Annotated in this window: 20 protein-coding genes; 11 read left to right on the top strand and 9 right to left on the bottom strand. The window is 65.4% G+C overall.

Translation table 11 applies throughout. The features are described from left to right. Positions 1-123 precede the first annotated feature (123 nt). From DCG74_RS35665 to DCG74_RS35650, 4 genes are all read left to right on the top strand, one after another. Positions 124-1,830, top strand: a complete 1,707-nt coding sequence (locus DCG74_RS35665) for an NADH-ubiquinone oxidoreductase-F iron-sulfur binding region domain-containing protein (protein WP_172785703.1) — start codon at positions 124-126, stop codon at positions 1,828-1,830. After that, the gene (fdhF, locus tag DCG74_RS35660; RefSeq protein WP_172785704.1) at positions 1,827-4,595 is read left to right on the top strand and encodes a formate dehydrogenase subunit alpha; all 2,769 of its coding nucleotides are present in this window, start codon (positions 1,827-1,829) and stop codon (positions 4,593-4,595) included. Before DCG74_RS35665 ends, fdhF begins: the two co-directional genes overlap by 4 nt. A gap of 214 nt (positions 4,596-4,809) precedes the next feature. After that, a complete protein-coding gene (ybaK, locus tag DCG74_RS35655) occupies positions 4,810-5,283 on the top strand; it encodes a Cys-tRNA(Pro) deacylase (protein ID WP_172785705.1) in 474 nt (157 codons plus the stop codon). 18 nt (positions 5,284-5,301) lie between these two features. Next, positions 5,302-6,387 carry a HupE/UreJ family protein gene (locus DCG74_RS35650; RefSeq protein ID WP_172785706.1) on the top strand — a complete coding sequence of 362 codons (1,086 nt, stop codon included), beginning with the start codon at positions 5,302-5,304 and terminating at the stop codon, positions 6,385-6,387. 13 nt (positions 6,388-6,400) lie between these two features. On the opposite strand, the gene DCG74_RS35645 is transcribed toward DCG74_RS35650, so the two are convergent. Then, a complete protein-coding gene (locus tag DCG74_RS35645) occupies positions 6,401-7,084 on the bottom strand; it encodes a GntR family transcriptional regulator (protein WP_172785707.1) in 684 nt (227 codons plus the stop codon). A 148-nt stretch (positions 7,085-7,232) separates the two neighbouring features. Here DCG74_RS35645 and tcuA point away from each other — a divergent pair, with 148 nt between their 5' ends. Then, positions 7,233-8,624, top strand: coding sequence for an FAD-dependent tricarballylate dehydrogenase TcuA (tcuA, locus tag DCG74_RS35640; protein WP_172785708.1), 1,392 nt, complete (start codon positions 7,233-7,235; stop codon positions 8,622-8,624). Then, positions 8,611-9,711, top strand: coding sequence for a tricarballylate utilization 4Fe-4S protein TcuB (gene tcuB, locus DCG74_RS35635; protein ID WP_172785709.1), 1,101 nt, complete (start codon positions 8,611-8,613; stop codon positions 9,709-9,711). The genes tcuA and tcuB overlap by 14 nt, the downstream gene beginning before the upstream one ends. A gap of 35 nt (positions 9,712-9,746) precedes the next feature. On the opposite strand, the gene DCG74_RS35630 is transcribed toward tcuB, so the two are convergent. Continuing rightward, the gene (locus DCG74_RS35630) at positions 9,747-13,151 is read right to left on the bottom strand and encodes an acyl-[ACP]--phospholipid O-acyltransferase (protein WP_172785710.1); all 3,405 of its coding nucleotides are present in this window, start codon (positions 13,149-13,151) and stop codon (positions 9,747-9,749) included. Between the two features lie 238 nt (positions 13,152-13,389). Here DCG74_RS35630 and DCG74_RS35625 point away from each other — a divergent pair, with 238 nt between their 5' ends. After that, positions 13,390-13,512, top strand: coding sequence for a hypothetical protein (locus DCG74_RS35625; protein ID WP_257187488.1), 123 nt, complete (start codon positions 13,390-13,392; stop codon positions 13,510-13,512). On the opposite strand, the gene DCG74_RS35620 is transcribed toward DCG74_RS35625, so the two are convergent. Further along, positions 13,505-13,771 (bottom strand): hypothetical protein, encoded by a 267-nt coding sequence (locus DCG74_RS35620; RefSeq protein WP_172785711.1) that lies wholly within the window; start codon positions 13,769-13,771, stop codon positions 13,505-13,507. The two genes, DCG74_RS35625 and DCG74_RS35620, sit on opposite strands and share 8 nt — an antisense overlap. A gap of 51 nt (positions 13,772-13,822) precedes the next feature. On the opposite strand from DCG74_RS35620, the gene DCG74_RS35615 reads away from it, so the two are divergent. Then, complete coding sequence (locus tag DCG74_RS35615) at positions 13,823-14,458, top strand: TetR/AcrR family transcriptional regulator (protein WP_172785943.1); 636 nt, start codon at positions 13,823-13,825, stop codon at positions 14,456-14,458. Between the two features lie 10 nt (positions 14,459-14,468). Here the strand turns inward: DCG74_RS35615 and DCG74_RS35610 are convergent, their stop codons facing one another. From DCG74_RS35610 to DCG74_RS35595, 4 genes are all read right to left on the bottom strand, one after another. Next, on the bottom strand, positions 14,469-17,117 hold the full coding sequence (locus tag DCG74_RS35610) for an autotransporter domain-containing protein (protein WP_257187487.1): 2,649 nt from the start codon (positions 17,115-17,117) through the stop codon (positions 14,469-14,471). Between the two features lie 285 nt (positions 17,118-17,402). Beyond that, positions 17,403-18,716, bottom strand: a complete 1,314-nt coding sequence (locus tag DCG74_RS35605; protein WP_172785712.1) for a GGDEF domain-containing protein — start codon at positions 18,714-18,716, stop codon at positions 17,403-17,405. A gap of 243 nt (positions 18,717-18,959) precedes the next feature. Next, the gene (pncB, locus tag DCG74_RS35600; RefSeq protein ID WP_172785713.1) at positions 18,960-20,264 is read right to left on the bottom strand and encodes a nicotinate phosphoribosyltransferase; all 1,305 of its coding nucleotides are present in this window, start codon (positions 20,262-20,264) and stop codon (positions 18,960-18,962) included. A gap of 100 nt (positions 20,265-20,364) precedes the next feature. Then, the gene (locus DCG74_RS35595; RefSeq protein ID WP_172785714.1) at positions 20,365-21,294 is read right to left on the bottom strand and encodes a LysR family transcriptional regulator; all 930 of its coding nucleotides are present in this window, start codon (positions 21,292-21,294) and stop codon (positions 20,365-20,367) included. Between the two features lie 92 nt (positions 21,295-21,386). Between DCG74_RS35595 and pcaH the strand changes: the two genes are divergently transcribed. After that, a complete protein-coding gene (gene pcaH / locus DCG74_RS35590) occupies positions 21,387-22,175 on the top strand; it encodes a protocatechuate 3,4-dioxygenase subunit beta (RefSeq protein WP_172785715.1) in 789 nt (262 codons plus the stop codon). Positions 22,176-22,179: 4 nt separating this feature from the next. Then, entirely contained in the window at positions 22,180-22,806 is a 627-nt protein-coding gene (pcaG, locus tag DCG74_RS35585; RefSeq protein ID WP_172785716.1) for a protocatechuate 3,4-dioxygenase subunit alpha, read from the top strand. A gap of 24 nt (positions 22,807-22,830) precedes the next feature. On the opposite strand, the gene DCG74_RS35580 is transcribed toward pcaG, so the two are convergent. After that, positions 22,831-23,442, bottom strand: coding sequence for an NYN domain-containing protein (locus DCG74_RS35580; protein WP_172785717.1), 612 nt, complete (start codon positions 23,440-23,442; stop codon positions 22,831-22,833). A gap of 309 nt (positions 23,443-23,751) precedes the next feature. Further along, positions 23,752-24,657, bottom strand: coding sequence for a helix-turn-helix domain-containing protein (locus DCG74_RS35575; RefSeq protein ID WP_172785718.1), 906 nt, complete (start codon positions 24,655-24,657; stop codon positions 23,752-23,754). A 50-nt stretch (positions 24,658-24,707) separates the two neighbouring features. Between DCG74_RS35575 and pobA the strand changes: the two genes are divergently transcribed. Beyond that, complete coding sequence (pobA, locus tag DCG74_RS35570; protein WP_172785719.1) at positions 24,708-25,880, top strand: 4-hydroxybenzoate 3-monooxygenase; 1,173 nt, start codon at positions 24,708-24,710, stop codon at positions 25,878-25,880. Positions 25,881-26,004 lie beyond the last annotated feature (124 nt).

Raw genomic sequence — 26,004 nt, 5'->3', positions numbered from 1 at the left:
GGGCAGTCACGTCTACCCTGAGTTTCGCTTAAACGCTTCCGCGAACATCACAATTCGCTTGGCATCTGGCATGCCAGGGGCTAAAAGTGGAGCCGTTCTAAAAGAAGAGATCGAGACGAATCGATGAGCCACGAGGACGTGCACAAGGTCCGCTCCTTCGAGCATCCCGGTGAGGGACGCCGACGCGCCAAGGCGACTCCCAAGGGGCGGCAGGTCGATCCCACGGCCGCGCACGAGATCGAGCTGTTGCTCGGCGACAGGCCGCGGCGGCGCGATCTCCTGATCGAATATCTGCACTTGATCCAGGACAAGTACCGCCAGATCTCGGCGGCGCATCTGGCCGCGCTCGCCGACGAGATGAAGCTCGCCTTCGCCGAGGTGTTCGAGACCGCGACCTTCTACGCGCATTTCGACGTGGTGAAGGAAGGTGAGCCCGACATTCCCCCGTTGACGATCCGCGTCTGCGATTCGCTCACCTGCGCGATGCTTGGCGGCGAGAAGCTGCTCGAGGATCTGCAGAGCGCGTCAGGTCCCGGCATCCGCGTCGTGCGCGCGCCCTGCGTCGGCCGCTGCGACACAGCGCCGGCCGCCGAGGTCGGACACAATTTCGTCGACCACGCCACCGTCGCCAACGTCATGGCGGCAGCCAAGGCCGGCGACACGCACGCGCATCTGCCCACATATACCGAGTACGATGCCTATGTCGCCGATGGCGGCTACAAGCTGCTCAATCGCCTGCGCTCCGGCGAACTGTCGAAGGACGATTTGCTGAAGTCGCTCGACGACGCTTCGCTGCGCGGGCTCGGCGGCGCCGGCTTCCCCACCGGACGCAAATGGCGCGCGGTGCTCGGGGAGCCCGGGCCGCGGCTGATGGCGATCAACGGCGACGAGGGCGAGCCCGGCACGTTCAAGGACCGCTATTACCTCGAAACCGATCCGCATCGCTTCATCGAGGGCATGCTGATCGGCGCGCATGTGGTGCAGGCGAGCGACGTCTATATCTATCTGCGCGACGAATATCCGGCCTCGCGCGAGATCCTCCAGCGCGAGATCGCAAAGCTCCCGCCTGGCGGCCCGACGCTGCACCTGCGGCGCGGCGCCGGCGCTTACATCTGCGGCGAGGAATCCTCGCTGCTGGAGAGCATCGAGGGCAAGCGTGGCCTGCCCAGGCACAAGCCGCCTTACCCGTTCCAGGTCGGCCTGTTCGGTCTGCCGACGCTGATCAACAACATCGAGACGCTGTGGTGGGTGCGCGACATCGTCGAGAAGGGCGCCGACTGGTGGAAGGGCCATGGCCGCCACGAGCGTCAGGGCCTGCGCAGCTTCTCGGTTTCGGGACGCGTCAAAAATCCCGGCATGAAGCTCGCGCCCGCGGGTATCACCGTGCGCGAGCTGATCGAGGAATATTGCGGCGGCATGGCCGACGGCCATCGATTCTACGCGTATCTGCCGGGCGGTGCGTCCGGCGGCATCTTGCCGGCATCGATGGACGACATCCCGCTCGATTTCGGCACGCTGGAGAAATACGGCTGCTTCATCGGCTCGGCTGCGATCGTGATCCTGTCGCACAAGGACAGCGTGCGCGCTGCCGCATTGAACCTGATGAAGTTCTTCGAGGACGAGAGCTGCGGCCAGTGCACGCCGTGCCGCGTCGGTACCCAGAAGGCGGCGCTGCTGATGCAAAGGCCGGTCTGGAACCGTGCCTTGCTGGAAGAATTGAGCCAGGCGATGCGCGATGCCTCGATCTGCGGGCTCGGACAGGCGGCATCGAATCCGCTGTCCTCCGTGATCAAATATTTCCCTGACGAGTTCAAGGAAGCGGCGGAATGACGAAGATTACGTTCGAGCTCGACGGCAAGCAGGTCGAGGCCAAACCCGGCGAGACGATCTGGCAGGTCGCAAAACGCCAGGGCCGCGACATTCCGCATCTCTGTTATTCGCCGGCGCCCGACTATCGCCCCGACGGCAATTGCCGCGCCTGCATGGTCGAGATCGAGGGCGAGCGCGTGCTCGCCGCGTCCTGCAAGCGCACGCCGTCGGTCGGCATGAAGGTGAAGACGGAATCCGCGCGTGCGGTGTCGGCGCAAAAAATGGTGATGGAGCTGCTCGTTGCCGATCAGCCGGCGCGTGAGACGTCGCACGATCCGGATTCGAAGTTCTGGCACTGGGCCGAGACCACTGGCGTCACCGAGAGCCGCTTTCCCGCCGCCGAGCGCTGGGCAACCGACGCCAGCCATCCGGCGATGCGCGTCAATCTCGATGCCTGCATCCAGTGCGGCCTCTGCGTGCGCGCCTGCCGCGAGGTCCAGGTCAACGACGTCATCGGCATGGCCTATCGCAATGCCGGCGCCAAGATCGTGTTCGACTTCGACGACCCCATGGGCGAGTCCACCTGCGTTGCCTGCGGCGAATGCGTGCAGGCCTGTCCGACCGGCGCCTTGATGCCGGCCGTGATGCTCGACGAAAACCAGACGCGCGTCACCTATGCCGACAAGAAGGTGGATTCGCTCTGCCCGTTCTGCGGCGTCGGCTGCCAGGTCACCTACGAGGTCAAGGACGAGAAGGTGATCTATGCGGAAGGCCGCGACGGCCCCGCCAACCACAATCGTCTTTGCGTGAAGGGCCGCTTCGGCTTCGACTACATCCACCATCCGCATCGCCTGACGAAGCCGCTGGTGCGGCTGCCGAACGCGAAGAAGGACGCCAACGACCAGGTCGATCCGGCCAATCCGTTCACGCATTTCCGCGAAGCGAGTTGGGAGGAAGCGCTCGACATCGCCGCCAAGGGTCTCGTCAAGATCCGCGACGAGAAGGGCGTGAAGGCGCTGGCCGGCTTCGGTTCGGCCAAGGGCTCGAACGAAGAGGCCTATCTGTTCCAGAAGCTTGTGCGCACCGGCTTTGGCTCCAACAACGTCGATCACTGCACCCGTCTGTGCCATGCCTCCTCGGTGGCGGCGCTGTTCGAAGGCCTGAGCTCGGGCGCGGTGTCGGCACCGTTCTCCGCTGCGATGGATGCCGAGGTCATCGTCGTGATCGGCGCCAACCCGACCGTCAACCACCCGGTCGCCGCGACCTTCATCAAGAACGCGGTCAAGCAGAACGGCGCCAAGCTGTTCGTGATGGATCCGCGCCGGCAGTCGCTGTCGCGTCATGCGACCAGGCATCTGCAGTTCAAGCCGGGCTCCGACGTCGCCATGCTGAACGCGATGATCAACACGATCATCACCGAAGGCCTGACCGACGACCAGTACATCGCCGGCTACACCGAGGGTTTCGAGGACCTCAAGGAGAAGATCAAGGAGTTCACGCCGGAGAAGATGGAGCCGATCTGCGGCATCCCGGCGCAAACCCTGCGCGAAGTAGCGCGCACCTATGCGCGGGCAAAATCCTCGATCATCTTCTGGGGCATGGGCATCAGCCAGCATGTCCACGGTACCGACAATGCGCGCTGCCTGATTGCGCTCGCCCTGATCACGGGCCAGGTCGGCCGTCCCGGTACCGGCCTCCATCCGCTGCGCGGCCAGAACAACGTGCAAGGCGCCTCCGATGCCGGCCTGATCCCGATGTTCCTGCCGGACTATCAGCCGGTGGGCCGCGATGATTTGCGCGGCAGCTTCGAAAAGCTCTGGCAGCAGGATCTCGATCCCGTCCGCGGCCTGACCGTGGTCGAGATCATGAACGCGATCCACGCCGGCGAGATCAAGGGCATGTATATCGAGGGCGAAAACCCCGCGATGTCCGATCCCGACCTGCAGCATGCGCGCCATGCGCTGGCGATGCTCGATCATCTCGTGGTGCAGGATCTCTTCGTCACCGAGACTGCGTTCCATGCCGACGTGATCCTGCCGGCCTCGGCCTTCGCCGAAAAGGACGGCTCCTTCACCAACACCGATCGCCGCGTGCAGCTGGCGCGTCAGGTGATCAAGCCGCCCGGCGATGCGCGTCAGGATCTCTGGATCATCCAGGAGATCGGCAAGCGCATGGGCCTGCCGTGGAATTATGCCGGTCCCGGCGACGTCTTCACCGAGATGGCAGAGCTGATGCCGTCGCTGAAGAACATCACCTGGGAGCGGCTGGTGCGTGAGGGCGCGGTCACTTATCCCGTCGACGATCCGAACAAGCCCGGCAACGAGATCATCTTCACCACGGGCTTCCCGACCGCGAGCGGCCGCGGCAAGATCGTGCCGGCCAAGGTCGTCCCGCCGGACGAGATTCCCGACGACGAATATCCGATGGTGCTCTCGACCGGCCGCGTGCTGGAGCACTGGCACACCGGCTCGATGACCCGCCGCGCCCAGGTGCTCGACCAGATCGAGCCGGAGGCGGTCGCGTTCATGTCACCCAAGGACATGCGCAAGAAGAAGCTGGTGCCCGGCGATTTCGTTCGCCTGGAGACCCGCCGCGGCGCCGTCGAAGTCAAGGTCCGCTCCGACCGCGACGTGCCGGAGAACATGGTGTTCATGCCGTTCTGCTACGCCGAAGCGGCTGCGAACCTGCTCACCAACCCGGCGCTGGACCCGTTCGGCAAGATCCCGGAGTTCAAATTCTGCGCGGCGCGGGCCGAGCGCGCCGAGATGCGGGACGCGGCGGAGTAGGGAGAAGCCTCGTCATCGCCCACGAGGCTTGCCACACAAACCGGTGTCATGCCCCGGCTTGACCGGGGCATCCAGTACGCCGCGGCCCATCGATTCAATCGCAAAGTCTCGGAGTACTGGATCGCCCGGTCAAGCCGGGCGATGACAGGGAATGTGTGGTGCCGACTTTCCCACGTCGCTTCGCTCCTCGCAATGACGGTGGTAAATACCGTCCATGTCCAAAGTCACCCCCGCCACACGCGCACTCGCAGCCGCCGGTGTTGCCTTCACCGTTCACACCTACGACTACGATCCCGACGCCGAGAGTATCGGGCTCCAGGCGGCGGCCGCGCTTGGCGAGGACCCTGCGCGCGTCCTGAAGACGCTGATGGCGCTGGTCGACGGCAAGCCGGTCTGCGTGGTCGCGCCGTCCGACCAGGAGGTCTCGATGAAGAAGCTGGCGGCGGCGGCGAGCGGCAAGTCGGCCCAGATGATGAAGCCGCCCGAGGCCGAGCGCGTCACCGGCTACAAGGTCGGCGGCATCAGCCCGTTCGGACAGCGCAAGCCTGCGCGCACCGTGATCGAGCAGAGCGCGCTCGCCCATGACCTGGTCTATCTCAATGGCGGCCAGCGCGGCTTGCAGGTCCGGCTGAAGCCCACCGATGTGCGGGATGTTCTGAAGGCGGCCGTGGCGGATGTGCTGGCGTGAGCGCGATGGAGCGGGATCATGAGGCGGCCGCTCCTGGCGTGGCTCGCGGTGCTGCTCGGCCTCGCGCTTCCGGCGGAGGCACATGAGGTCAACCTCGTCACGGCACGGGTGGCGCTGAGTCCCGATCGCACGGTGAGCGCCGAGCTCGGATTGAAGGGCAGCGACGTCGATCGCCTGATCGGCACGAAGATTTATGATGCGAGGCGGGATGCGGTCGATCCCGCCGCCGTCGAAGCGGCCAAGCCCGCGATCCTCGCCTATATGGGCACGCATCTGGCTGTTACAGGAGGTGCCAGGGCCTGCTCCGCCGGAAATGCAGCGATCCTGGCGGACGGTGACGGCATCGTCTATCGCAACAGCTTTGCCTGCGCGAACGTGACCGGCGACATTGTCTATCGCTCCACGGTGCTGACGGAGAAAGACAGGGCCGCGCGGCAGGTGGTGCTGATCGCGCAGGGCCGGTCCGAGACGCAGGCCTTGCTCGACGCCCACAACACGACGGTGACCCTCTCGACGGCGCCGCCGTCGCTGTCCTCTACGATGCAGCGTTATCTCATCACCGGCGTCGAGCACATCTTCCTCGGTTACGATCACGTCGCATTCCTGGTCGCGATCGTCTTGTGGGCACGCCGGCTCTTGCCGGTCGTCAAGATCGTGACCGCCTTCACCATCGCCCACTCCCTGACGTTGTCGCTGGCGGCCCTGAACGTCCTGGTCATCCCGAGCCGCATCGTTGAGCCCGCGATCGCGGCCTCGATCGTGTTCGTCGCGGTCGAGAACTTCTTTTCGCGCGACATCGACAGGCGCTGGCGTGTGGCTTTTCTGTTCGGCTTGATCCACGGCTTCGGCTTCGCCGGCGCGCTTCGCGAGATCGGCCTGCCGCCTGATGCGATCGTTTCGGCGCTGGCCGCCTTCAATGTCGGCGTCGAGATCGGGCAGATCGCGATTGTCGCGCTGCTGCTGCCGGTACTTGGCGTGTTGGACAGGCTGACCGCGGTCGGCCGGGAGCAGCCGGCGCGGGCGGCGGGGCTGGTTTACGCCATGTCCGGCGGGATCGGTCTTCTGGGCGGATATTGGCTGCTGAGGCGTGTGTTCGAGGCGTGATCGGGCAGACGACTTACTGCTTCTGCAGCAATTTCAACCGGCAGCGGAGAGCTTCGCGGATGTGTGCACGCGCCAACTTCTCAGCCTTGTCGCCGTCGCGCCCGGCGATGGCTGCAATGATGGCCTGGTGCTCGCCGTGACTCGTCTTGGGACGGCCTGCCACCGTGAAAGTGGTCGGGCCGAGCAGGGCGATCCAATCCTGCAATTCGCGCGAGGCGTTGTCGAGATAGCGGTTGCGCGCCGCGCGGCAGATGGCCTCGTGGAAGGCGCGGTTGAGCCTTGCCATCTCGGCGGCATCGGCCGCGGATGCCTCGACAAAGGCCTGCTCGATATCGCGGAGCGCGTCGATCTCCGGCGCTGAGGCGTGCTCGGCGGCGAGGCGCGCGGCGGCGCCCTCCATGATCTCGCGCATGGCGTAGAGCTCGAGCACCTCGGAGATGTCGAGATTGCGGACGATCAGCCCGCGGCCGCCGGCAGGCGCGACGAAGCCGCGTGCGGCGAGCCGGCCCAGCGCCTCCCTCACCGGCGTGCGACTGACCTTCAGCCGCTGGGCGACCTCTTCCTCGCGCAGCCGGTCGCCGGCGCGGTAGCTGCCGGCCTGGAGCGCCTCGCACAGCGAGCGGAACACGGCTTCGCCGAGCGCAACGCCGCCCCCGCGCGCGATCGTCCCACCTGAATTTGCCGGGCGTCTGGCCATTGTCCCTCGATGCGTCTTCTGCCCATGCAGATGCCGCTTGCGCGACTTATGTATATCTTTGTATACAAAGGTACGCAATGGCGAATCGGCGCGATCGAGACCGCCGGCTGGCAGAATGTCTCCAACTTCGCCGCATCGGGCAGATGGGATGAGCAGCAAATACGACGTGCTGGTGATCGGTGGCGGCAATGCGGCCCTGTGCGCGGCGATCAGCGCGCGGCGCGGCGGAGCGTCCGTCCTGGTGCTCGAAGGCGCGCCCAAATTCTACCGCGGCGGCAACACTCGCCACACCCGCAACATGCGCTGCGCCCATGACGCGGCGACCGAAATCCTGACCGGCCCCTACACCGAGGAGGAGTTTTGGGAGGACCTGCTGCGCGTCACCGGCGGGCAAACCGACGAGGTGCTGGCGCGCCACATGATCCGCGAATCCAAGGACATCCTGAACTGGATCGTGGAGCAGGGCGTGCGCTGGCAGCCTTCGCTCGGCGGTACGCTGAGCCTCGGCCGCACCAACTCCTTCTTCCTCGGCGGTGGCCGGGCGATGCTGAACGCGCTGTATCTGACCGCGGAGCGGCTCGGCGTCGCCGTCGAATACGACGCCGAGGTCACCGACCTCGTGATCGAGGACGGCATGTTCCTCGCCGCGCGCCTCAAGCGGCCGATCAAGGGCGAGACCGAGATCCGCGCCACCTCGCTGGTCGCCGCGGCCGGCGGGTTCGAGGCCAACATCGAATGGCTGAAGCAATATTGGGGTGAGGCCGCCGACAATTTTTTGATCCGCGGCACGCCCTATAACCGCGGCTCGATCCTGAAGATGCTGCTCGACAAGGGCGTGCAGGAGATCGGCGATCCCACCCAGTGCCATGCGGTCGCGATCGATGCCCGCGCGCCGAAATTCGACGGCGGCATCATCACGCGCCACGACTCCGTCGTGTTCGGCATCGTCGTCAACAAGCACGCCCAGCGCTTCTACGACGAGGGCGAGGACATCTGGCCGAAGCGCTACGCGATCTGGGGCCGGCTGGTCGCGGCGCAGCCCGACCAGATCGCCTATATCATTTTCGACTCGACCGTCGTGACCAGCTTCATGCCGACGCTGTTCCCGCCGATCGCCGGGCAGACGATCGCGGAGCTCGCCGGCAAGCTCGAGCTCGATCCGGTCGCGTTGGAGAAGACCATCACCGAATTCAACGCGGCGGTGCGGCCCGGGACCTTCGACCACACCATTCTGGACGATTGCGTGACGGAGGGCATCACGCCGCCGAAAACACATTGGGCGCGCCGGATCGAGACGCCGCCTTTTCTCGCCTATCCGGTGCGGCCCGGCATCACCTTCACCTATCTCGGCACGCGGGTGAACAAGGAGGCGCGGATGCTGATGAAGGACGGCATGCCGTCCGCCAACATGTTCGCGGCCGGCGAGATCATGGCGGGCAACGTGCTCGGCAAGGGCTATGCGGCCGGCATGGGCATGACCATCGGCAGCGTGTTCGGGCGGATCGCAGGACGGGAAGCGGCGAAACATGCACGGAACTAGAATTTTGGACGAAGCCGACCGTCTGATGACGGTCTGCAATTCCTGCCGCTATTGCGAGGGCCTGTGCGCGGTGTTTCCGGCGATGGAGATGCGCCGCGCCTTCTCCGATGGCGATCTCAACTATCTCGCCAATCTCTGCCATGCCTGCGGCGCCTGCTACGTCGACTGCCAGTTCTCGCCGCCGCACGAGTTCAACGTCAACGTTCCCGAGACGCTGGCGGTCGCGCGCGCGGAGTCCTATGCGGCCTATGCCTGGCCGCGTGCGCTATCCAGCACATTCGCGCGGAACGGCCTCGTCATCAGCATCACCACTGCGCTCAGCATGGTGGCGTTCATTCTCGGCTTCGCCGCCTTGAATGACCGCGGCGTGTTGTTCGGCGTGCACACCGGGCCCGGCGCCTTCTACAAGCTGATGCCGCACAACGCGATGGCTGCGCTGTTTGGCGCCGCATTCCTTTACGCGATCCTCGCACTTGTCATGAGCGTGCGCGCCTTCTGGCGCGACATCGGCGCGCCCATCGGCGACCGTGCCGATGGCGGCTCGATCTTTCAGGCAATCCGCGATGCCGGCGAGCTGCGCTATCTTCATGGCGGCGGCGTCGGTTGCTACAATGAGGACGACAAGCCCACCGACCGGCGTAAGCTCTATCACCACCTGACCTTCTACGGTTTCATCCTGTGCTTCGCAGCGACGTCTGTTGCGACGCTTTATCACTATCTGCTCGGCCGCGAGGCGCCGTATCCGTGGTGGGACCTGCCCGTGGTGCTCGGCACGCTCGGTGGCATCGGCCTGATCGTCGGGCCGATCGGCCTGTTCGCCGCCAAGATGCGGCGCGATCCCGCGCTGCTCGACGAGTTCAGCTACGGCATGGATGTCGCCTTCATCGCCATGCTGTTCCTGACCGGCCTCACCGGAATGCTGCTGCTGGTGCTGCGCGAGACCGCCGCGATGGGACCGCTGCTCGCGCTGCATCTCGGCGCCGTGTTCGCATTGTTCATCACCATGCCCTACGGCAAGTTCGTACACGGCATTTATCGCTTTGCCGCGCTGGTGCGTTACGCGCAGGAGCGGCGGACGGCGGCGTGACCCGCGCACCGCCCGCTCGGGGCCCGGTGAACCTCCTATGCCACGTCGCGCTCTGGCGCTGATGCCTGCTCGCGGGCCATCGTCGTCGCCGTGACGTAATCGGTCTTGCCGGTGCCGAGCAGCGGCACCTTGTCGACCACCATGATCGTCGCGGGCACGGTCAGCTCGGAGGCGCCGATGGTCTTGGCCTGGGCCTGCATCGCACTGCGTTCGGCATTCTTCTCGGTGGTCAGCAGCACGATGCGCTCGCCCTTGCGCTGGTCGGGGATCGAGACCGCGACGGATGCTGCCTGCGGCCACAACGTCGCCGCGATGGCTTCGACTGCCGACAGCGAGACCATCTCGCCCGCGATCTTGGCAAAGCGCTTGGCGCGGCCCTTGATGGTGATGAACCCGGCCGAGTCGATCGAAACGATGTCGCCGGTGTCGTGCCAGCCGTCGGGCAGCTTTTCGAGCACGCCGGGATTTTCGGCCCGCAAATATCCGAGCATCACGTTCGGGCCACGCACCGACAGGCGTCCGCCTTCCTCGATGCCGGGGACCGGATCGAGGCGGCTTTCCATCAGCGGCGACAGGCGGCCGACGGTGCCGGGACGGTTGGCCATCGGCGTGTTCATCGCCAGCACGGGCGCCGTCTCGGTGACGCCGTAGCCTTCGAGGATGCGGATGCCGTAGCGCTCCATGAACACCTGGCGGGTGCGGTCCTTGACCGCTTCGGCGCCGGCGATCACGAGGCGCAGGGTGCGGAAGTCGTAGGCATGCGCCGAGCGCGCATAGCCGGTGAGGAACGTGTCGGTGCCGAACAGGATCGTGGCGCCGGTCTGGTAGATCAGCTCGGGCACGATCCGGTAATGCAGCGGCGAGGGGTACATGTAGATCGGAATGCCCGCGAGCAGCGGCATCATCATTCCGCCGGTCAGCCCGAAGGAGTGGAACACCGGCAGCACGTTGAACACCTTGTCGTTGGCGTTGGCATCGACCCGCGCCAGCGCCTGCGCCGCGTTGGCGAGGATGTTGCGATGGGACAGCACCACGCCCTTCGGCGTTCCTTCCGAACCTGAGGTGAACAGCACGACGGCGGGATCGTTGGCCTGGCGGGGTACGCGCGGCGTGGTGCCGGCGAGCAGGCCCTTGACCTTGTCGACGGTGCCGATCGAGGCACGGACGTCCTCGAGATAGACCACACGCGCCCCCGCGGAGATCGCGGCCATCAGCTTGTCGAGCTTGCCTTTCTCGATGAAGGCCTTCGAGGTCAGCACGGTCTTGACCTGCGCGGCCTTCATGGCGGCGAGCACGTTGACCGGACCGGCCGAGAAGTTGAGCATCGCCGGCACCCGGCCGCTGTTCTGCAGCGCCATGAAGACGACGGCGACGCCCGCGGAGTTCGGCAGCAGCACGCCGACATTCTCGCCGACGGCGGTGCCGCTCTCCAGCTTCCGGCTCAGCACCTGCGCGCCGAGGATCAGCTTGCGGTAGGTCAGCTTGGTGCCGAGCGCGTCCTCGATGATGACCTTGCCGGTATCGCGGTCGCGATAGGCGTGTCCGAGTGCCTCGAACAGCGTGTGATCGAGCATGGCGTTCTTGACGAGAGCGTCGATCATGACGTCCTGCAGCGCGGCGCCGGCCGCGTTGCGGCGTGCCTTGCCCTTGAGCGCTTCGTCGACCGGAAGCTTGACCGGCGGCAGGATGGTGACCGTCACGCGCGGAAACCACGACCGCTTGATCTGGCTCGAGTTGAGATAGCTGAGATAGGAGCGCTGCGCGCCTTCGATGCGGACCGGTACGACCACGGCGTCGGCCTTGTCCGCGATCATCGCGGTGCCGTCATACACCTTCATCAGCGAGCCAGAGACGGTGATCCGTCCTTCCGGGAAGATCACGACGGGCTCGCCTGCGGCGACGAGCTTGATCAGGTCGCGCGCGGCCAGCGGCTTGGTCGGGTCCATGGTGTAGTGCTTGACGACGCGCAGGAACGGCTTGGCCCACCAGGCCTTGGCGATGCCGGTGTCGACCGCAAAGCTCGCGTCGATCGGCAGCACGGCGTGCAGCAGCGGGCCGTCGATCAGGCTGACATGGTTGGGCGCGATCAGCATGCGCGTGCCCGGAGGCGGCAGGTTCTCGAGCCCCCGCACCTCGGTACGGAACAGGGCGCGGAACAGCAGCCCGCCGGCATCGCGCACGCCTTCCTTGCCCCACTTGGTCAGCACGAACCACACCGCGCCGAAGCTGGCGACGCCGAGGCCGAAGAAGATCCAGCCGACATGGAGACCGGCCGCCTGCAGCAGCGCGACGAACAGCGAGCCGACCACCATGAAGGCGGCCTGCAGCACGTTGCCGGCGGCGATGATACGGGCGCGCTCGGAAGGTTCGGACCAGGCCTGGACCGCGGCAAAGGACGGAACGACGAACAGGCCGCCGCCGAACGCGAAGGCGACGAAGTCGGCCAGCATGCGCAAGCCGGCGAACGAGGTGGCGAAGCCGAGCGCGGTGATGTCCTGCCCCTTGGCGGTGACGCCGATCGCCCAGGCGAGATCGAGGCCGGCAAAGCCCATGATGATGGCGCCGATCGGCACCAGCGCCAGGTTCGGGCGAACATGGCTGAGGCTGGCGGCAAACAGCGAGCCGATGGCGATGCCGATCGCGAAGACGGCAAGGCACAGCGTCACCACGCCCTCGGTGCCGCCGACGACCTCCTTGATCAGCGCCGGCAGCAGCGACAGCACGATGGCGCCGACCAGCCAGAACCAGGAGACGATCACGGTGCCGTCCCACAGCCGATGATCGGCATGCAATGTCTTGAGCAGGCTCACCGTCGAGGTCCAGGGATTGGCATCGACGGGCAGCTCAGGCGCGGAGGGCGTCGTCTGCGGAATGCGGGACGCGAACGCCCAGGACAGCACGGCCAGCACGACCACGGCCGATGCGACCCAGCCCATATGCGCGGAGCCGGCCACGAACTGGCCGCCGGCGACGGTGCCGAGCAGGATCGCCATGAAGGTCGCGCCTTCGACCAGCGCGTTGCCGGTCGCGAGCTCGCCGAGCTCCAGCTGGTCCGGCAGCATGGCGTATTTCACGGGGCCGAACAGAGCGGCGATGGTGCCGAACAGCGCGAGCGCTGCGAACAAGAGCGGCACCGAATGCAGGAAGAAGCCGGCAGCGGCGAAGGCCGCGGCAAAAATCTCGGCGAATTTGAGCCGCCTTGCGACGACGGATTTGACGTATTTGTCGGCGAGCTGGCCGCCGAGCCCGGACAGGATGAAGTAGGGGAAGATGAAGACGGCACCTGCGACCGTGACCAGCGCATCGCCATGGCCGGTCGCCGCGCTGTAAAGCAGGATGATGACGAGTGCGTTCTTGAGCACGTTGTCATTGAGCGCCGAGAAGAATTGCGCCCAGAACAACGGCGCGAAGCGGCGTGACGACATCAATTCCCTGATCATGACCAGTCCTGTTCCAAAAAGGCAGCCTGAGATTGTTGCGTTGTCTGTGAAACGTCACGACCGGAAGCGCATGGGGCGAACGATTGCGCGGCACCGAAGTTGCTGGCCTGCTCTGTCCCCTCGGTTCCTCCGATCCTGTTGGTCTTCAATTGGTCTCGTTAGGTTCGCAAATATCTGGTCGAGGTCGCGGCGGACCCGGGCGGCAGCACCCTCACTCGCCCGGATATGGCGCCGGGCGATGAAGGAAAAGCTGAACCGCATCGCTGAAATCCGCCGGATCGGCCGCGCAGGTCCAGACATGGTGAGTCCATCCTTGCAGTCGGCGATTGCATTCGAACCGACCCGCGCGGGCCTCAAGTGAGATGGGCGAGGTGGCGAAACGGCGAGAGGCGGCCGAGCGGGCTGAACCGCCGCCGCTCCTGACGCGCATGGGCGCGGCTCGCTCGCCACATCCGGAAGGTCGCCCGGCGCTCGGCGAGCACGCCCGCAACGTCGCAAGCCGTGGCGATGCGATTGATCGGCGCCATGGCGAACCGCAGCAGGGCGCGGCCGAGCCCGGTTGCGAGGGCGGCGGCGTCATCGGCGAAGGTGGTGACGAGATCGATAGCAAGGGTTTGCATTTTCCAGGTCTCCAGGTTAGATTGAACAATGTTCACATGAGTAGCTTGAAAATGAACAACGTTCAAGAAGAATCGCGGCGCGACCAGAAAAAATTTCGGCGCCGGCTGCAAATCGTCGAGATTGCGCGCGGCATTATCTCAGCTAAGGGGCTGAGATCATTGAAGGTTCGGGACGTGGCGGAGGCGGCCGGCTGCTCGGTTGGCAGCATCTATAACGAGTTCGGCGACTTCGATGGGGTCATCCTGACGGTGAACCGGGAAACGGTTCAGGCGCTCACAGCCCGGCTCCGGGCTGTTCCTGCCGAGGGTCCGGTTCGCCAGCTCTATGGGCTCGCCGAGACCTATCTCGACTTCTTCGCCGCGCACGCCAATCTGCTGCGCTCCCTGTTCGAGCATCGGATGGAGGACGATCGCCCCTATCCGGACGATATCCTCCAGATGGTGATGGATGCGTTCGCGCTGATGCATCCGCCCTTGGTGCGGCTATTGCCGGATGCGGATGACGTGAAGATCGCGCTGCTGTCGCGCACGCTGTTTTCCGCCGTGCATGGCATCATCTCGCTCGGCCTCGAGGAGCGCATGGTGGCCGTGCCGTCGCAGATGCTGCGCCAGCAGATCGAACAGTTCGTCGACACCCATCTCAGAGGTCTCGGCATTCTGCCGGTCGGTGCAGGGCTGTCTCGATGAGGCGCCGCCGCTACCAGGTGTAGCGCAGGCTCGCGGTGCCGGAATAAGTGGTGCTGTGAGCCGCGAGCTCGCCGTCGAACTTGGCCGACAGGGCAACACCGTTCGAAAATTTCAGCTCGGCACCGGCGGATGCGAGGGCAGCGTCTTTCGCCGGCGTCGCGCCATTTACGATGAAGCTGGCGCCGGGCAGGGCCTGGAACGCGGCGACGAGCGTCGGATCGCTCACCCAATCATGGGCCCACGCGGCGCGAGCCCGTAGCGTCAGGACCGCACTCGGCGAGACCAGCGTCGCCCGGTCGAAGCGTGCGCCGAGCTCACTCCTCGTGTGGGAGGCCGTGCGTCCCTGATAGGTCAGGCCAAATCCGCTGCCGGCCGGATCAGTCTCGGTATAGGTCGGCGTGCGAAATGCCTGCGCCTGCGCAGCCGCGTAGGGCGTGAAGCCGCCGATCGGCGTGGCGAAGCGATAGCCGCCCTCGATGCGGCCGCCGACGGTCTGAGCATCGAACTTTGCGGTGAGCTGGTTGCCGAACGGGGCCAGGCGATCCGTCGACATCCAATGATTGGCCACGGCGAGAGAGGCGGCGAAATAGGCGGGTCCGTTGCGGACCGCGGTGTACACGCCGGCCTGGACCGCATCGCTCTTGCCACCGCCGATCGCCTGCGCCAGATCCCACTTGGTGCCGCCGCCGGAGAGCGCGAAGCCGACGACCGCGTCGCGGCTGACATGATAGTCGGCGCCGGCAGCTACGCCGCCGGCGCGGGCGCTGAGGTCGTGGCTGCCGATCACGACCGGGTCGCCGCTGGTGCGATTGGTGCCGCCGAACGCCGCGCCCCAGGCGGTCCAGCGCTCGGCAAAGGTCGGCGCCTTCGGCGGGGCGCCCAGAACCTTGTTGTAGGCGAGGGCAATATCCTCCGGCAGCGCGGCGCGCTCGGGGCTGAAGCCGAGCGCAGTGTCGCTGGCGCTCGTGGTACCGCGTCCGCTCACGAACGGATCGAGCATGAGGCCGAGGAACTGGCTGGTGAACTGGAACGCGCCCTGCTGCGCGCCGGTGGCAGCTTCGCCTGAGAGCTGATCGAGATTGTAGCGGAGCTGGGCGTCGCTTTGCCCTGCGAAAGACGAGAGGAAGGGCAGATTGGGGCCGAATGCGCTCAGCGCGCCGGCCACTTCCTTTTGGTTTTGCGTCTGTGCGATGGAGAGGAACGCGGCGTTGTTGTAGTTGAGCGTCAGGAAAACGTTGAATCCGTCATAGCTGAGGGAGGACGCGAACAGCTGCGGATTGTATCCGCTGACGGTCACGCCCGCGAAGCTGCCGGTGAGGCCAGCCGTCGTGCTGAGGATGGTATACTGTGTCGAGGGGTTGTAGGCGCCTGCAAGTGTGGTGACGGCGACGGTGCCGCCGGTCAGCGTCGCGCTCACGGCGGCAATCTTGTCTGATTGCCCGGCCGCATTGACCGAGATCGCGTAGGTCGACCCTGACTGGAACGCCGCATTGCTGTTGACGACGAGCTGACCGAGATTGCCGGGCGCGACCGTACCGCCCGACACCACGGTGAGCGATCCGATCATGCCGCTGCCACCGAGCGTGCCGCCGGTCACGACCGTCCCGAAGTTGGCCATCGTGCCGTTGACGATGAGGGTGCCGGCCTGGACGACCAAGGCGGCCGCGTCCATCGTGGTTCCGGTCAGCGTCCAGGCGGAGCTGCCGGTCTTTTCTAGAACCTCGAATTCCTGGAACTGGCTGGTGAAGCCGAATGTGGCGAGGTCGAAAGTACTGTTGACAGTCCCGCCCAGGCGCAGCGTGTCCAATCCGTTGCCGGCTTTGACATATCCCATGACGTTCGATCCGGCACGCAGTTCGAAGACGTCGCTCCCGTCTTTGAGGTCGACAGCGGTGCTGACCCCGCTGCTGCTGATCGCGCCCGAATTGACGATGGTGTCTTGACTGTTCGAGCCCGTAATTGCTGTGCCGACGCTCGAGATCGTGCCGGCATTGTTGATGACGTTGCCGTCAGCCGCGCCGCTGAGATCGATGGCAGCGACATTGCCTGACTTCACGAGGCCGCTCGACAAGATGTTCACCTGGTTGTTCGCCGCTCCAGCGCCGATGCTGATTCCGATAGCTCCGAGGGCGCCGCTTCCCACCGCGCCGGCGATCTCGACGACGTTGTTGCTCGAATTGGCGAGGCCGATGCTCGCCGAGCCAAGGGGTGTCGATGCAACCACCGCCCCGGCATCGATCGTTATGGTGTTGTTGCCTCCACCGCTCACGTCGATGCCGTCGTTGCTGCTGGATGTGACCGACGCGTTGCCGAAGACCCTGACTGCGCTGTTGGATGCGAATTGAAGAAATATGCTCGCAAAGGTGGGGTCGCTCACCGTGGTCGCGGTGGTGCCGTCCCCGATGTTGACGGTGACGCCGGTGACCACGGCTGCTGTTTTGATCTGGGTGTTGTTCCCGACGCAGGTAACTGAATCGCCCGATTGAAGCGTCGTTAGCGTGCCGCTCCCGGTCATCACACACACCGCTTGTGCCGGCGTGATGAACCCCGGCAGCGAGCTGCCCAGGGCACCGATCGTGGTGCTCAAGAGAAGCGCGCGCCGCCGGCGCGTCGTTGCACGAACGATATTGCGCGGGGCGATCAAATCATTCCAAGGCACTTCCAAGCTCCTCTCGGCGCGGTCCGGGCGGATTCGTACCCGCAGCATCGGGCGCACCCATGCTTAGCGAGTGAGGCCCCGGCCATCGTGGACAGGGGCGCAATGCGACGTGTCAGAATGCGAAGGGCGCTGCTTTTTCAGATCGATGTGGCCGCGGCGTCACAACTGTGCCTTGTCACTGCATTGTCTGGCGCGCCGAAATGGATCGGGGCGCTATCGGGTGGGCCGAGGCGAATCAACCTGATTGCGATGGTCGCTGGAGATGAATTCGAGGCCAGGCGGCAATCAGCCCCGTGCAGCGACGACCTCGCGCGGTCGGGGCGCGACCACGACGACATCCGGCCGTCCGCTCTCGACCTGGACACGGTTGCGTCCCTTTTCCTTGGCGCGGTAGCAGGCGGCATCCGCGCGCCGCATCGCCTCCTCGAGCGAGGTATCGCGGTCGGCGATGCAGGTGACGCCGACGCTGGCGGTCACCGCGAAGCAGCGATCGTCCCAGGTGAAGCTGAACAGCTCGAGCGATCGTCGCAGCCGTTCGGCGATGTCGACGGTGCTCGACGGCGAGCACTGCGGCAGGATCAGGCCAAACTCATCGCCGCCGAGCCGGGCCACCAGATCATGCGGCCGCCGGTCCCGTTGCAGGAGGCTGGAGACCTGGCAGAGCAGGCGGTCGCCCGCGAGATGGCCGCAGCTGTCGTTGACGTTCTTGAACTGGTCGAGGTCGAGCAGGATCAGTCCCAGCGGACCCGCCGCGACATTGTCCAGCTCGCCTTGCAGGCGCGCCTCGAAGGCGCGGCGGTTGCAAAGCCCTGTCAACCAATCGTGCGATGCCTGCCAGGCCAGGCGCTCCTTCTCGGCATGCAAGGCGTCTTCGAATGACTGCCGTTGCAGCACCAGCCGCCGCGTATGCCAGATCAGGAGCAGGATCAGCGTCGCGGCGGTGAGGATATTGATGCCCGTCAGCGTCAGCTTGATCGCGCGGGAGCCTTCACCGAGGACGGTGGAGAACCGCTTGGCGTGCACCGTGAACTGGGCATTGAGCTCCGACAGCCGCGACGACAGGACTTGCAGGCGGCCGTCGTCCTGAATGGGACCTTTCTCCAGCTCGGATCGGATGACCTCGCCGAACACGCTGAGCTCCAGCAGCATGGGATCGGTGGCGGCCCATTCCCTGATCGCGTCCTGGAGGAAGCTGACGCGGTTGAAATAGCGAAACAGCCAGATCAGTCCCGGAACATCGTCGGGATGGTTGCCGCCTTGCAGGAAGCCGATGCGGGCGGCCTCGACGTCGACCGGATCGCGCTCCAGCGCCCAGCGCGCGAACTCGTCGCCGATGGGAACGGCGAGTGAAGCCTGATATTGCGCGAACTGGCTCGGTTCGCCCGAATGCAGATAGAGATTGAGGAAATAGACGGCGTTCTTCTGCGAGCGTGACCAGAGTGCTTCGCCGGCGACATAGGCGCGGACCGACGACATCACCTCGAGGCTGAATCCGGCGATCGCCGCCTGCAGCAGGACGACCATCACGAAAGGCAAGACGAGCTTGATGACGTGAAGGAAGTTGCCGCCCTCCGCCGACGCCGCTGTTCTGCGAAACACACTAGTCCCCAAGTCGATCGACGCGCCCCAGAGGGCGTTGCGCCTGCAACGCAAAGTAGACGAGATGGTTGCTTAACTCGACCTGAAAGGCGCGGAGAACTCCGTACCAGGGTGAAGCCGTTGTGAAGCAGGCGCCAGCAACTCGCTTCAAATGCGGTGAACGGGGAACTGGCGCAGCATCGACGAACGTTGCCGCGCATTCGTCATTCGCGATTTACCCAATGGAGAGAATTTGGCGAGGGGCTACACCAGCACCGGCTTGCGCACGCGACCGGCGTCGCCGAACACGCGCAGGTAACGCGCGATCTCCGAGGGCAGGCCGGTCGCCTTCTCCGGATTGTCGGAGAGCTTGACAGCCGGACGGCCGTCGACCGACGAGACCTTGCAGACCAGCGAGATCGGGTCGAGGCTGATCGAGCCGTCCGGCGTGCAGCCGACGAAGTCGTTGGTGAGGTTGGTGCCCCAGCCGAAGGAGAGCCGCACGCGCCCTGCGAAGTGGCGATAGGTGTCCTCGATCGAGCCGACATCCATCGCGTCGGAAAAGACGAGCAGCTTGTCCTTGGGGTTGCGGCCCTTCTTTTCCCACCAGGCGATGATCTCCTCGCCGGCCTGGATCGGCGGCGCGCTGTCGGGGCGGAAGCCGGTCCAATCGGCGACCCATTCCGGCGCATCGCGCAGGAACGCCTTGCTGCCGAAGGCGTCGGGCAGCGCGATCAGGAGGTTGCCGCCGTAAGTCTGGCGCCATTGGTCGAGAATGCGGTAGGGCGCCCAGCGTAATTCCTCGTCGTCCCTGGCGAGCGCGGCCGCCACCATCGGCAGCTCGTGCGCGTTGGTGCCGATGGCTTCGAGATCGTTGTCCATGGCGAGCAGCACGTTGGAGGTGCCGATGAAGGAGGGGCCGAGGCCTTCCTTCACCGCCTCGACGCACCAGCGCTGCCACAGGAAGCCGTGACGGCGGCGCGTGCCGAAGTCGGAGAGCCGCAGGCCCTCGAGCTGGCGCAGCCGTTCGACCTTGGTCCACAGCTTGGCCTTGGCGCGGGCGTAGAGCACGTCGAGCTCGAAGCGGCCGCGGCCCTTCATGGCCGCACGCGAACGCAGCTCGTTGAGGATCGCAAGTGCCGGAATCTCCCACATCGTGGTGTGGGTCCAGGGGCCGTGGAAATGCAGCTCGTACTGGCCCTCGACCTTGCGCAGCTCGTACTCGGGCAGGCGGAATTCCGCCAGCCAGCGGATGAAATCCGCCGAGAACATATGGGTTTTGCCGTAGAAGGTGTTACCGGCCAGCCAGATCAGCTCTTTCTTGGTGAAGCGGATGGTGCGGGCATGGTCGAGCTGGGCGCGCAGCTCGCCCTCGTCGATGATCTCGGCAAGCCGCACATGGCGCGAGCGGTTGATGACCGAGAAGGTCACCTGCTGATCCGGGTAATCCTCCCGAATCATCTGCAACATCAATAGTTTGTAGAAGTCGGTATCAAGCAGGCTGCGGATGATGGGATCCAGCCGCCAGCTGTGATTGTAGGTCCGGCTCGCAATGTCAGTCACTGTCATGCGGGGATTTTAGCGCGGCTCTCCCGGCGCAACCAGTGGGTTTGGGAAGAGCAGTCCCCACGAAGCGCGGCACCTGATATCAGGACTTGAGAACTGGAGGTCAGGACTTAGCGGCCGTCGCAGCGACGGCCTCGAGCTGGCTCCTGACCCAGCGATGGGCCGGGTCCTTCTGGTAGCGCTGGTGCCAGACCATGAACATCGGCAGCTCGGCCAGGGTCTTCGTGCGGGACGCCAGCGGGATCGGTGTTTGCGCAAAGCCTCGCATCACGCCGGAGGCGAGCAGGCTCGGCATGCTCGCCAGCATCTGCGAGCCGCGCAGGAAGGACGGCACGCCGGAGAAGCTCGGCACCGAGATCGCGATGTCGCGGTGAAGCCCGTTCGCTGCGAGCCGGCGGTCGAAGTCGAGCCGCTCATTGTCCGTGTAGACCACGGTGATGTGACGCGCCGCGAGATAGGCATTGCGGCTGGCCGGCGCGGCACGTGCCTTGGCATCGTAGTAGCAGACATAGTGATCCCTCAGCAGCCGCTTCTGCACGATGTCGACGCCCGATGGCGGCAGCGGTGTGATCAGGAGGTCGCAGCGGTTCTCGCGCAGCATCGCCGGCGAAGGCGATTGCGAGGGGATCACGCGCAGGTTCAGGCTCTTCACTTGTGCGGCGACGTGATCGAAGAACCGCGGCAGCAGCAGGTCGCGCTGGAAGTCGTTGGCGGCGATCGTCAGCGACAGCTGAGCCTCCTCCGGCGCGAAGCTGACGCCGCCGGCAAAGCTGCGCATCTCGTCGATCAGCGCGCGTGCCTTGCCGGCCAGCGCCTGTGCATGAGCCGTCGCGACGATGCCGCGGCCTGACTTGGCGAACAGCGGATCGCCGGCGATCCGCCGCAGCTTGTTCAGGGCGTGGCTGACGGCCGATTGCGTCAGGCCGAGCCGCGTCGCCGCCGCCGTGACCGATCCCTCCTCCAGCACGGCCAGGAACAGTTCGAGGGCGTGGCCATCGAGGGCCAAATGATCGATTTCCTTCATGTAATTCATTATAATTCATCTATTTATCTTGAGAATAGGGTGGCTCATGCTCTCCCGATAAGCCGGGCCCGACCCCGGGCTCCCAGGGAGAGACAACGCCGATGAATGCCCAGGCGCCAGCCTTGCGGGATCCCCGCCTCAACCGTCCCGAGCCGTTCACGCCGCCGCTCGGCGACGGCGGCTTCTTCCAGCGCGACCGCGCGATCCATCCGCCGGCACATGCGCCAGGCTACAAGTCCTCGGTGCTGCGCTCGCCGCGCCAGTCGCTGCTGTCCCTTGAGAACTCGATCTCGGAGATGTCAGGGCCGGTGTTCGGGCACAATGATCTCGGCCCGCTCGACAACGATTTGATCCGCAATTACGCCAAGGACGGCGATCCCGTCGGCGAGCGGATCATCGTCCACGGCCGCGTGCTGGACGAGACCGGCCGCGGCATTCCGAACACGCTCGTCGAGTTCTGGCAGGCCAATGCGGGCGGCCGCTACCGGCACAAGAAGGACACCTATCTGGCGCCGATCGATCCGAATTTCGGCGGCTGCGGCCGTGCGCTCACCGACGACACCGGGTACTATTATTTCCGCACCGTGAAGCCGGGCCCCTATCCCTGGCGCAACTACGTCAACAGCTGGCGCCCCGCCCATATCCACTTCTCGGTGTTCGGCTCGGGCTTTGCGCAGCGGCTGATCACGCAGATGTATTTCGAAGGCGACCCGCTGATCCCGGTCTGCCCGATCCTGACGACGATTCCGGACAAGGATGCGCTCGACCGCCTCGTCGCGCCGCTCGACCTCAACGCCTCGACGCCGTTCGACTCGCTCGCCTACCGCTTCGACATCGTGCTGCGCGGCCAGCGCTCCACCTATTTCGAAAATCGCACCGCGGGGAACTAAGCCCATGCCGCAGCCGCTCAACTATCTCAAGGAAACCGCCTCGCAGACCGCCGGGCCTTACGTCCATATCGGCCTGATCCCGGCCATGGCCGGCTTCGACATCTTCGAGAAGAACTTCTCCAACGTGCTGGTGACGCCGAATACAAAGGGCGAGCGCATCACGCTGGAGGGCAAGGTGCTCGACGGCGCCGGCACGCCGCTACGCGACGTGCTGCTGGAGATCTGGCAGGCCAATGCGGCCGGCCGCTACAACCATCCGGCCGATCGCTCGGCCGGCGCGCTGGACGACGAGTTTCGCGGCTGGGGCCGCGCCGGGTCTGACTTCGACAGCGGCCTCGTCACCTTCGAGACCATCAAGCCGGGCGCGATCACCGACAGGGCGGGACGCAAATGCGCGCCGCACGTCAATATCTGGATCGTCGCGCGCGGCATCAACATCGGCCTCAACACCCGGCTCTATTTCTCGGACGAGGAGGCCGCCAACGCCGCCGATCCCGTGCTCAACCTGGTCGAGCAGCCGATGCGCCGCAAGACATTGATCGCAACCCGCAGCGAGCGCGCCGGCAAAATCGTGTACGCCTTCACGATCAATCTGCAGGGGCCGGAGGAGACGGTGTTCTTCGACGTGTGAGACGCCGGGGCGGCCGTCCTCCGATCATTCCACCCGGTCGTCGCGCTTGATCGTTCCGCGCGCGAGGAATTGCGGCGGCTGTCGCACCTCGCGCGATCCCGGCCGATCGGGTGGATCGCGCCCCACTTTTGGTTTCAGCTCCACCAAATCAATGAATGCGTCCGCCTGCCGGCGCAGGTCGTCGGCGACCATGGGCGGCTGAGTGGAGAGTGTGGAGACGACGGTCACGCGGACACCGCGGCGTTGCAAGGCCTCGACCAGCGAACGGAAGTCACCATCGCCCGAGCACAACACGATCTGATCGACGTGCTGGGCGAGCTCCATCGCGCTCACGGCGAGGTCGACATCCATGCTGCCCTTCACCTTGCGGCGGCCGGTAGCGGGGTCGACGAATTCCTTGGTGAGCTTGGTGACGACGGTGAACCCGTTGTAGTCGAGCCAATCGATCAAGGGGCGGATCGACGAATATTCCTGATCCTCGATGATGGTCGTGTAGTAGAAGGCGCGTAACAGCGTAGCGCGGCTTTGAAATTCACAGAGCAGGCGTCTGTAATCGATCTCGAAGCCGAGCGCCTTGGCGGTGGCATGGAAATTGGAGCCGTCGATGAAGAGCGCACTCTTCCCAAGCGAAGACATTATCCACAACTCCCGGGTTCGGCGCGAAAGCCGACCGTCCAGCTGAAATGGCGCGGCGTGTCGGCAGGAAAATACCTCAACGCGCCGTTGGTTTGCCGAAAAAGCGGCGCAGACGACCGGACAGGGTTGGCCGCCTTGCGCCGAGGGTAGGGAGGTTGCATGCCACCAGCGCCAGGGCGCCGAATGCCGTCACGCTAGGGCCTGGGCATGCCCCGCTCAATTGTACGGAGGTAAAGCGCCTCTATCCAAAGGATGGGGCGCTATATACGAAGGTAGTGGCAACGAGAGACATCGCGGTTCCGCGGCGCGTCAGCCTTCGCCGCCATGGAGCCGCGCGCGAAACGCGCGTGGCGACACGCCCGTGGCGGCGGCGTAGACCCGGCTGAAATAGGCGGGGTCGTCGAAGCCGAGGGCGTAGGCGATCGTCGAGACCGGCAGGTTGGTGTAGACGAGGTTGCGCCGCGCCTCGCGGATCAGGCGGTTGAGGATCAGATGCGAGGCGGTGTCCCCGGTCGCCGCCCGCGTGATCCGGTTGAGATGCGTCGGTGTCACCGACAGCGCTCTGGCATAGTCGGCGACGCTCCAGCGCTCCAGATGATGCTGCTCCAGCAGCGCCTCGAAGCGGCGGAACAACCCGCTTTCCGCGGTGCCGTTGCCGCCGCTCTCGCCCGTGAGCGCGCGCGCCACCAGCCCGATCATGGCCGACGACAGGGCGCGGAGCACATGCGCACGGCCGAAGTCGCGCGCGGCGTGCTCGGCGAAAATCTGCTTCATCGTGGCGCGGATCTGCGGCGTGCCGCGCACCACCGCCGACCGCGACAGCGCCCCGCGCAGGCCCTCGGCGGCGAGCAGCGCTTCGTCGAGAATCTCCGCGGCGATGGTCAACACCCATCCTTGCGTATCGGGCTCGAAGCGGAAGCCGTGGACGTGGCCGACCGGCACGTTGACGATCTGCATCGGCCTCAGCGGCACCACGCGCCCGTCGAGTGTCGCCTCGCCGCCACCGCGCTCGATCAGCAACACCTGGTGCAAGCGGGCATGGCGGTGCACGGCCAGCGTCCAGTCGTGCAGCACCGAACGCGACGCGATCGTCTCGCAATGCACGACGTCAGGCAGATCGCCGGACTCGCCGAACAGATTGTAGACCCGGATTGCCGGGGCGGGGGCCGCGCTGCTCATGTTCGAATAGTACAAGACAAAGGCGAAACCCTCCATCGGTCTGCGGCGTAGAATATGCAAAAAAATGCCGACGGGAGGACGCAAAAATGAAAGTTCAGGTCTGTATCATCGGCGGTGGGCCGTCCGGGCTGCTGCTGTCCCAGCTGCTGCACCTCAAGGGCATCGACACCATCCTGCTGGAGAAATACAGCCGCGACTACGTGCTGGCCCGGATCCGCGCCGGCGTGCTCGAGCACGGCTTTGCGAAGCTGATGCGCGAGGCGCAGTGCGGCGAGCGGATGGACCGCGAGGGCGAGATCCACAACGGCTTCGAGATCGCCCATGACGGCGTGCTGTCCCATATCGACCTGCACAAGCATTCCGGCGGCAATTCGGTGCTGGTCTACGGCCAGACCGAGCTGACGCGCGACCTCTACGAGGCGCGCGACCGGGTCGGCGGCAAGGTCGTGCACAATGCCGAGGACGTCACGCCGCATGATCTGACGTCGGATCGGCCCTACGTGACGTATCGCTCGAACGGGCAGACGATCCGCGTCGATTGCGACTACGTCGTCGGCGCCGATGGTTTCCATGGCGTCAGCCGCAAGTCGATCCCGAAGGACGTGCTGCGCGAATATGAGAAGGTCTATCCGTTCGGCTGGCTCGGCGTGCTGTCGCGCACGAAGCCGGTATCGCCCGAGCTGATCTACGTGAAGCACGAGCGCGGCTTTGCGCTGTGCTCGCTGCGCTCGCAAGTGCTGAGCCGCTATTACATCCAGGTGCCACTGACGGACAAGGTGGAGGACTGGAGCGACGATGCGTTCTGGGCCGAGCTGAAGCGCCGCCTGCCGGACGAGGTCGCAGGCCGCCTGATCACGGGGCCGTCGATCGAGAAGAGCATCGCGCCATTGCGCAGCTTCGTCGCCGAACCGATGAGCTACGGCCGCCTGTTCCTCGCCGGCGATGCCGCGCACATCGTGCCTCCGACCGGCGCGCGCGGGCTGAACAGCGCTGCGTCCGACATCTATTATCTCTATCACGCGCTGCTCGCGCATTATCAGAGCGGCGACGATGCCGGTCTCAAGGGCTATTCCGCCAAGGCGCTCGCGCGGATCTGGAAGGCACAACGCTTCTCCTGGTGGATGACGATGATGCTGCACCGCTTCCCCGACCGCATCGAATATGAGGATCGGCTGCAGCAGACCGAGCTCGACTACCTGCTCTCGTCCGAGACGGCGCAGCGGCTGCTCGCGGAGAACTATACGGGGCTGCCGTTTTAACGCGGCCTCTCTTCACCCTCCCCTGGAGGGGGAGGGTCGATCGCGCGAAGCGCGAGCGGGGTGGGGTGATCTCTCCACACGGGCACTGCCTCGGTGGAGAGACTGTCACCCCACCCCGTCTCAC

This window comes from Bradyrhizobium sp. WBAH42 (genome assembly GCF_024585265.1).
In the GTDB taxonomy this organism is placed as follows: Bacteria; Pseudomonadota; Alphaproteobacteria; order Rhizobiales; family Xanthobacteraceae; genus Bradyrhizobium.
Note: the sequence above shows the minus strand (reverse complement) of the source record. Positions and strands in the feature narration are given on the sequence as shown.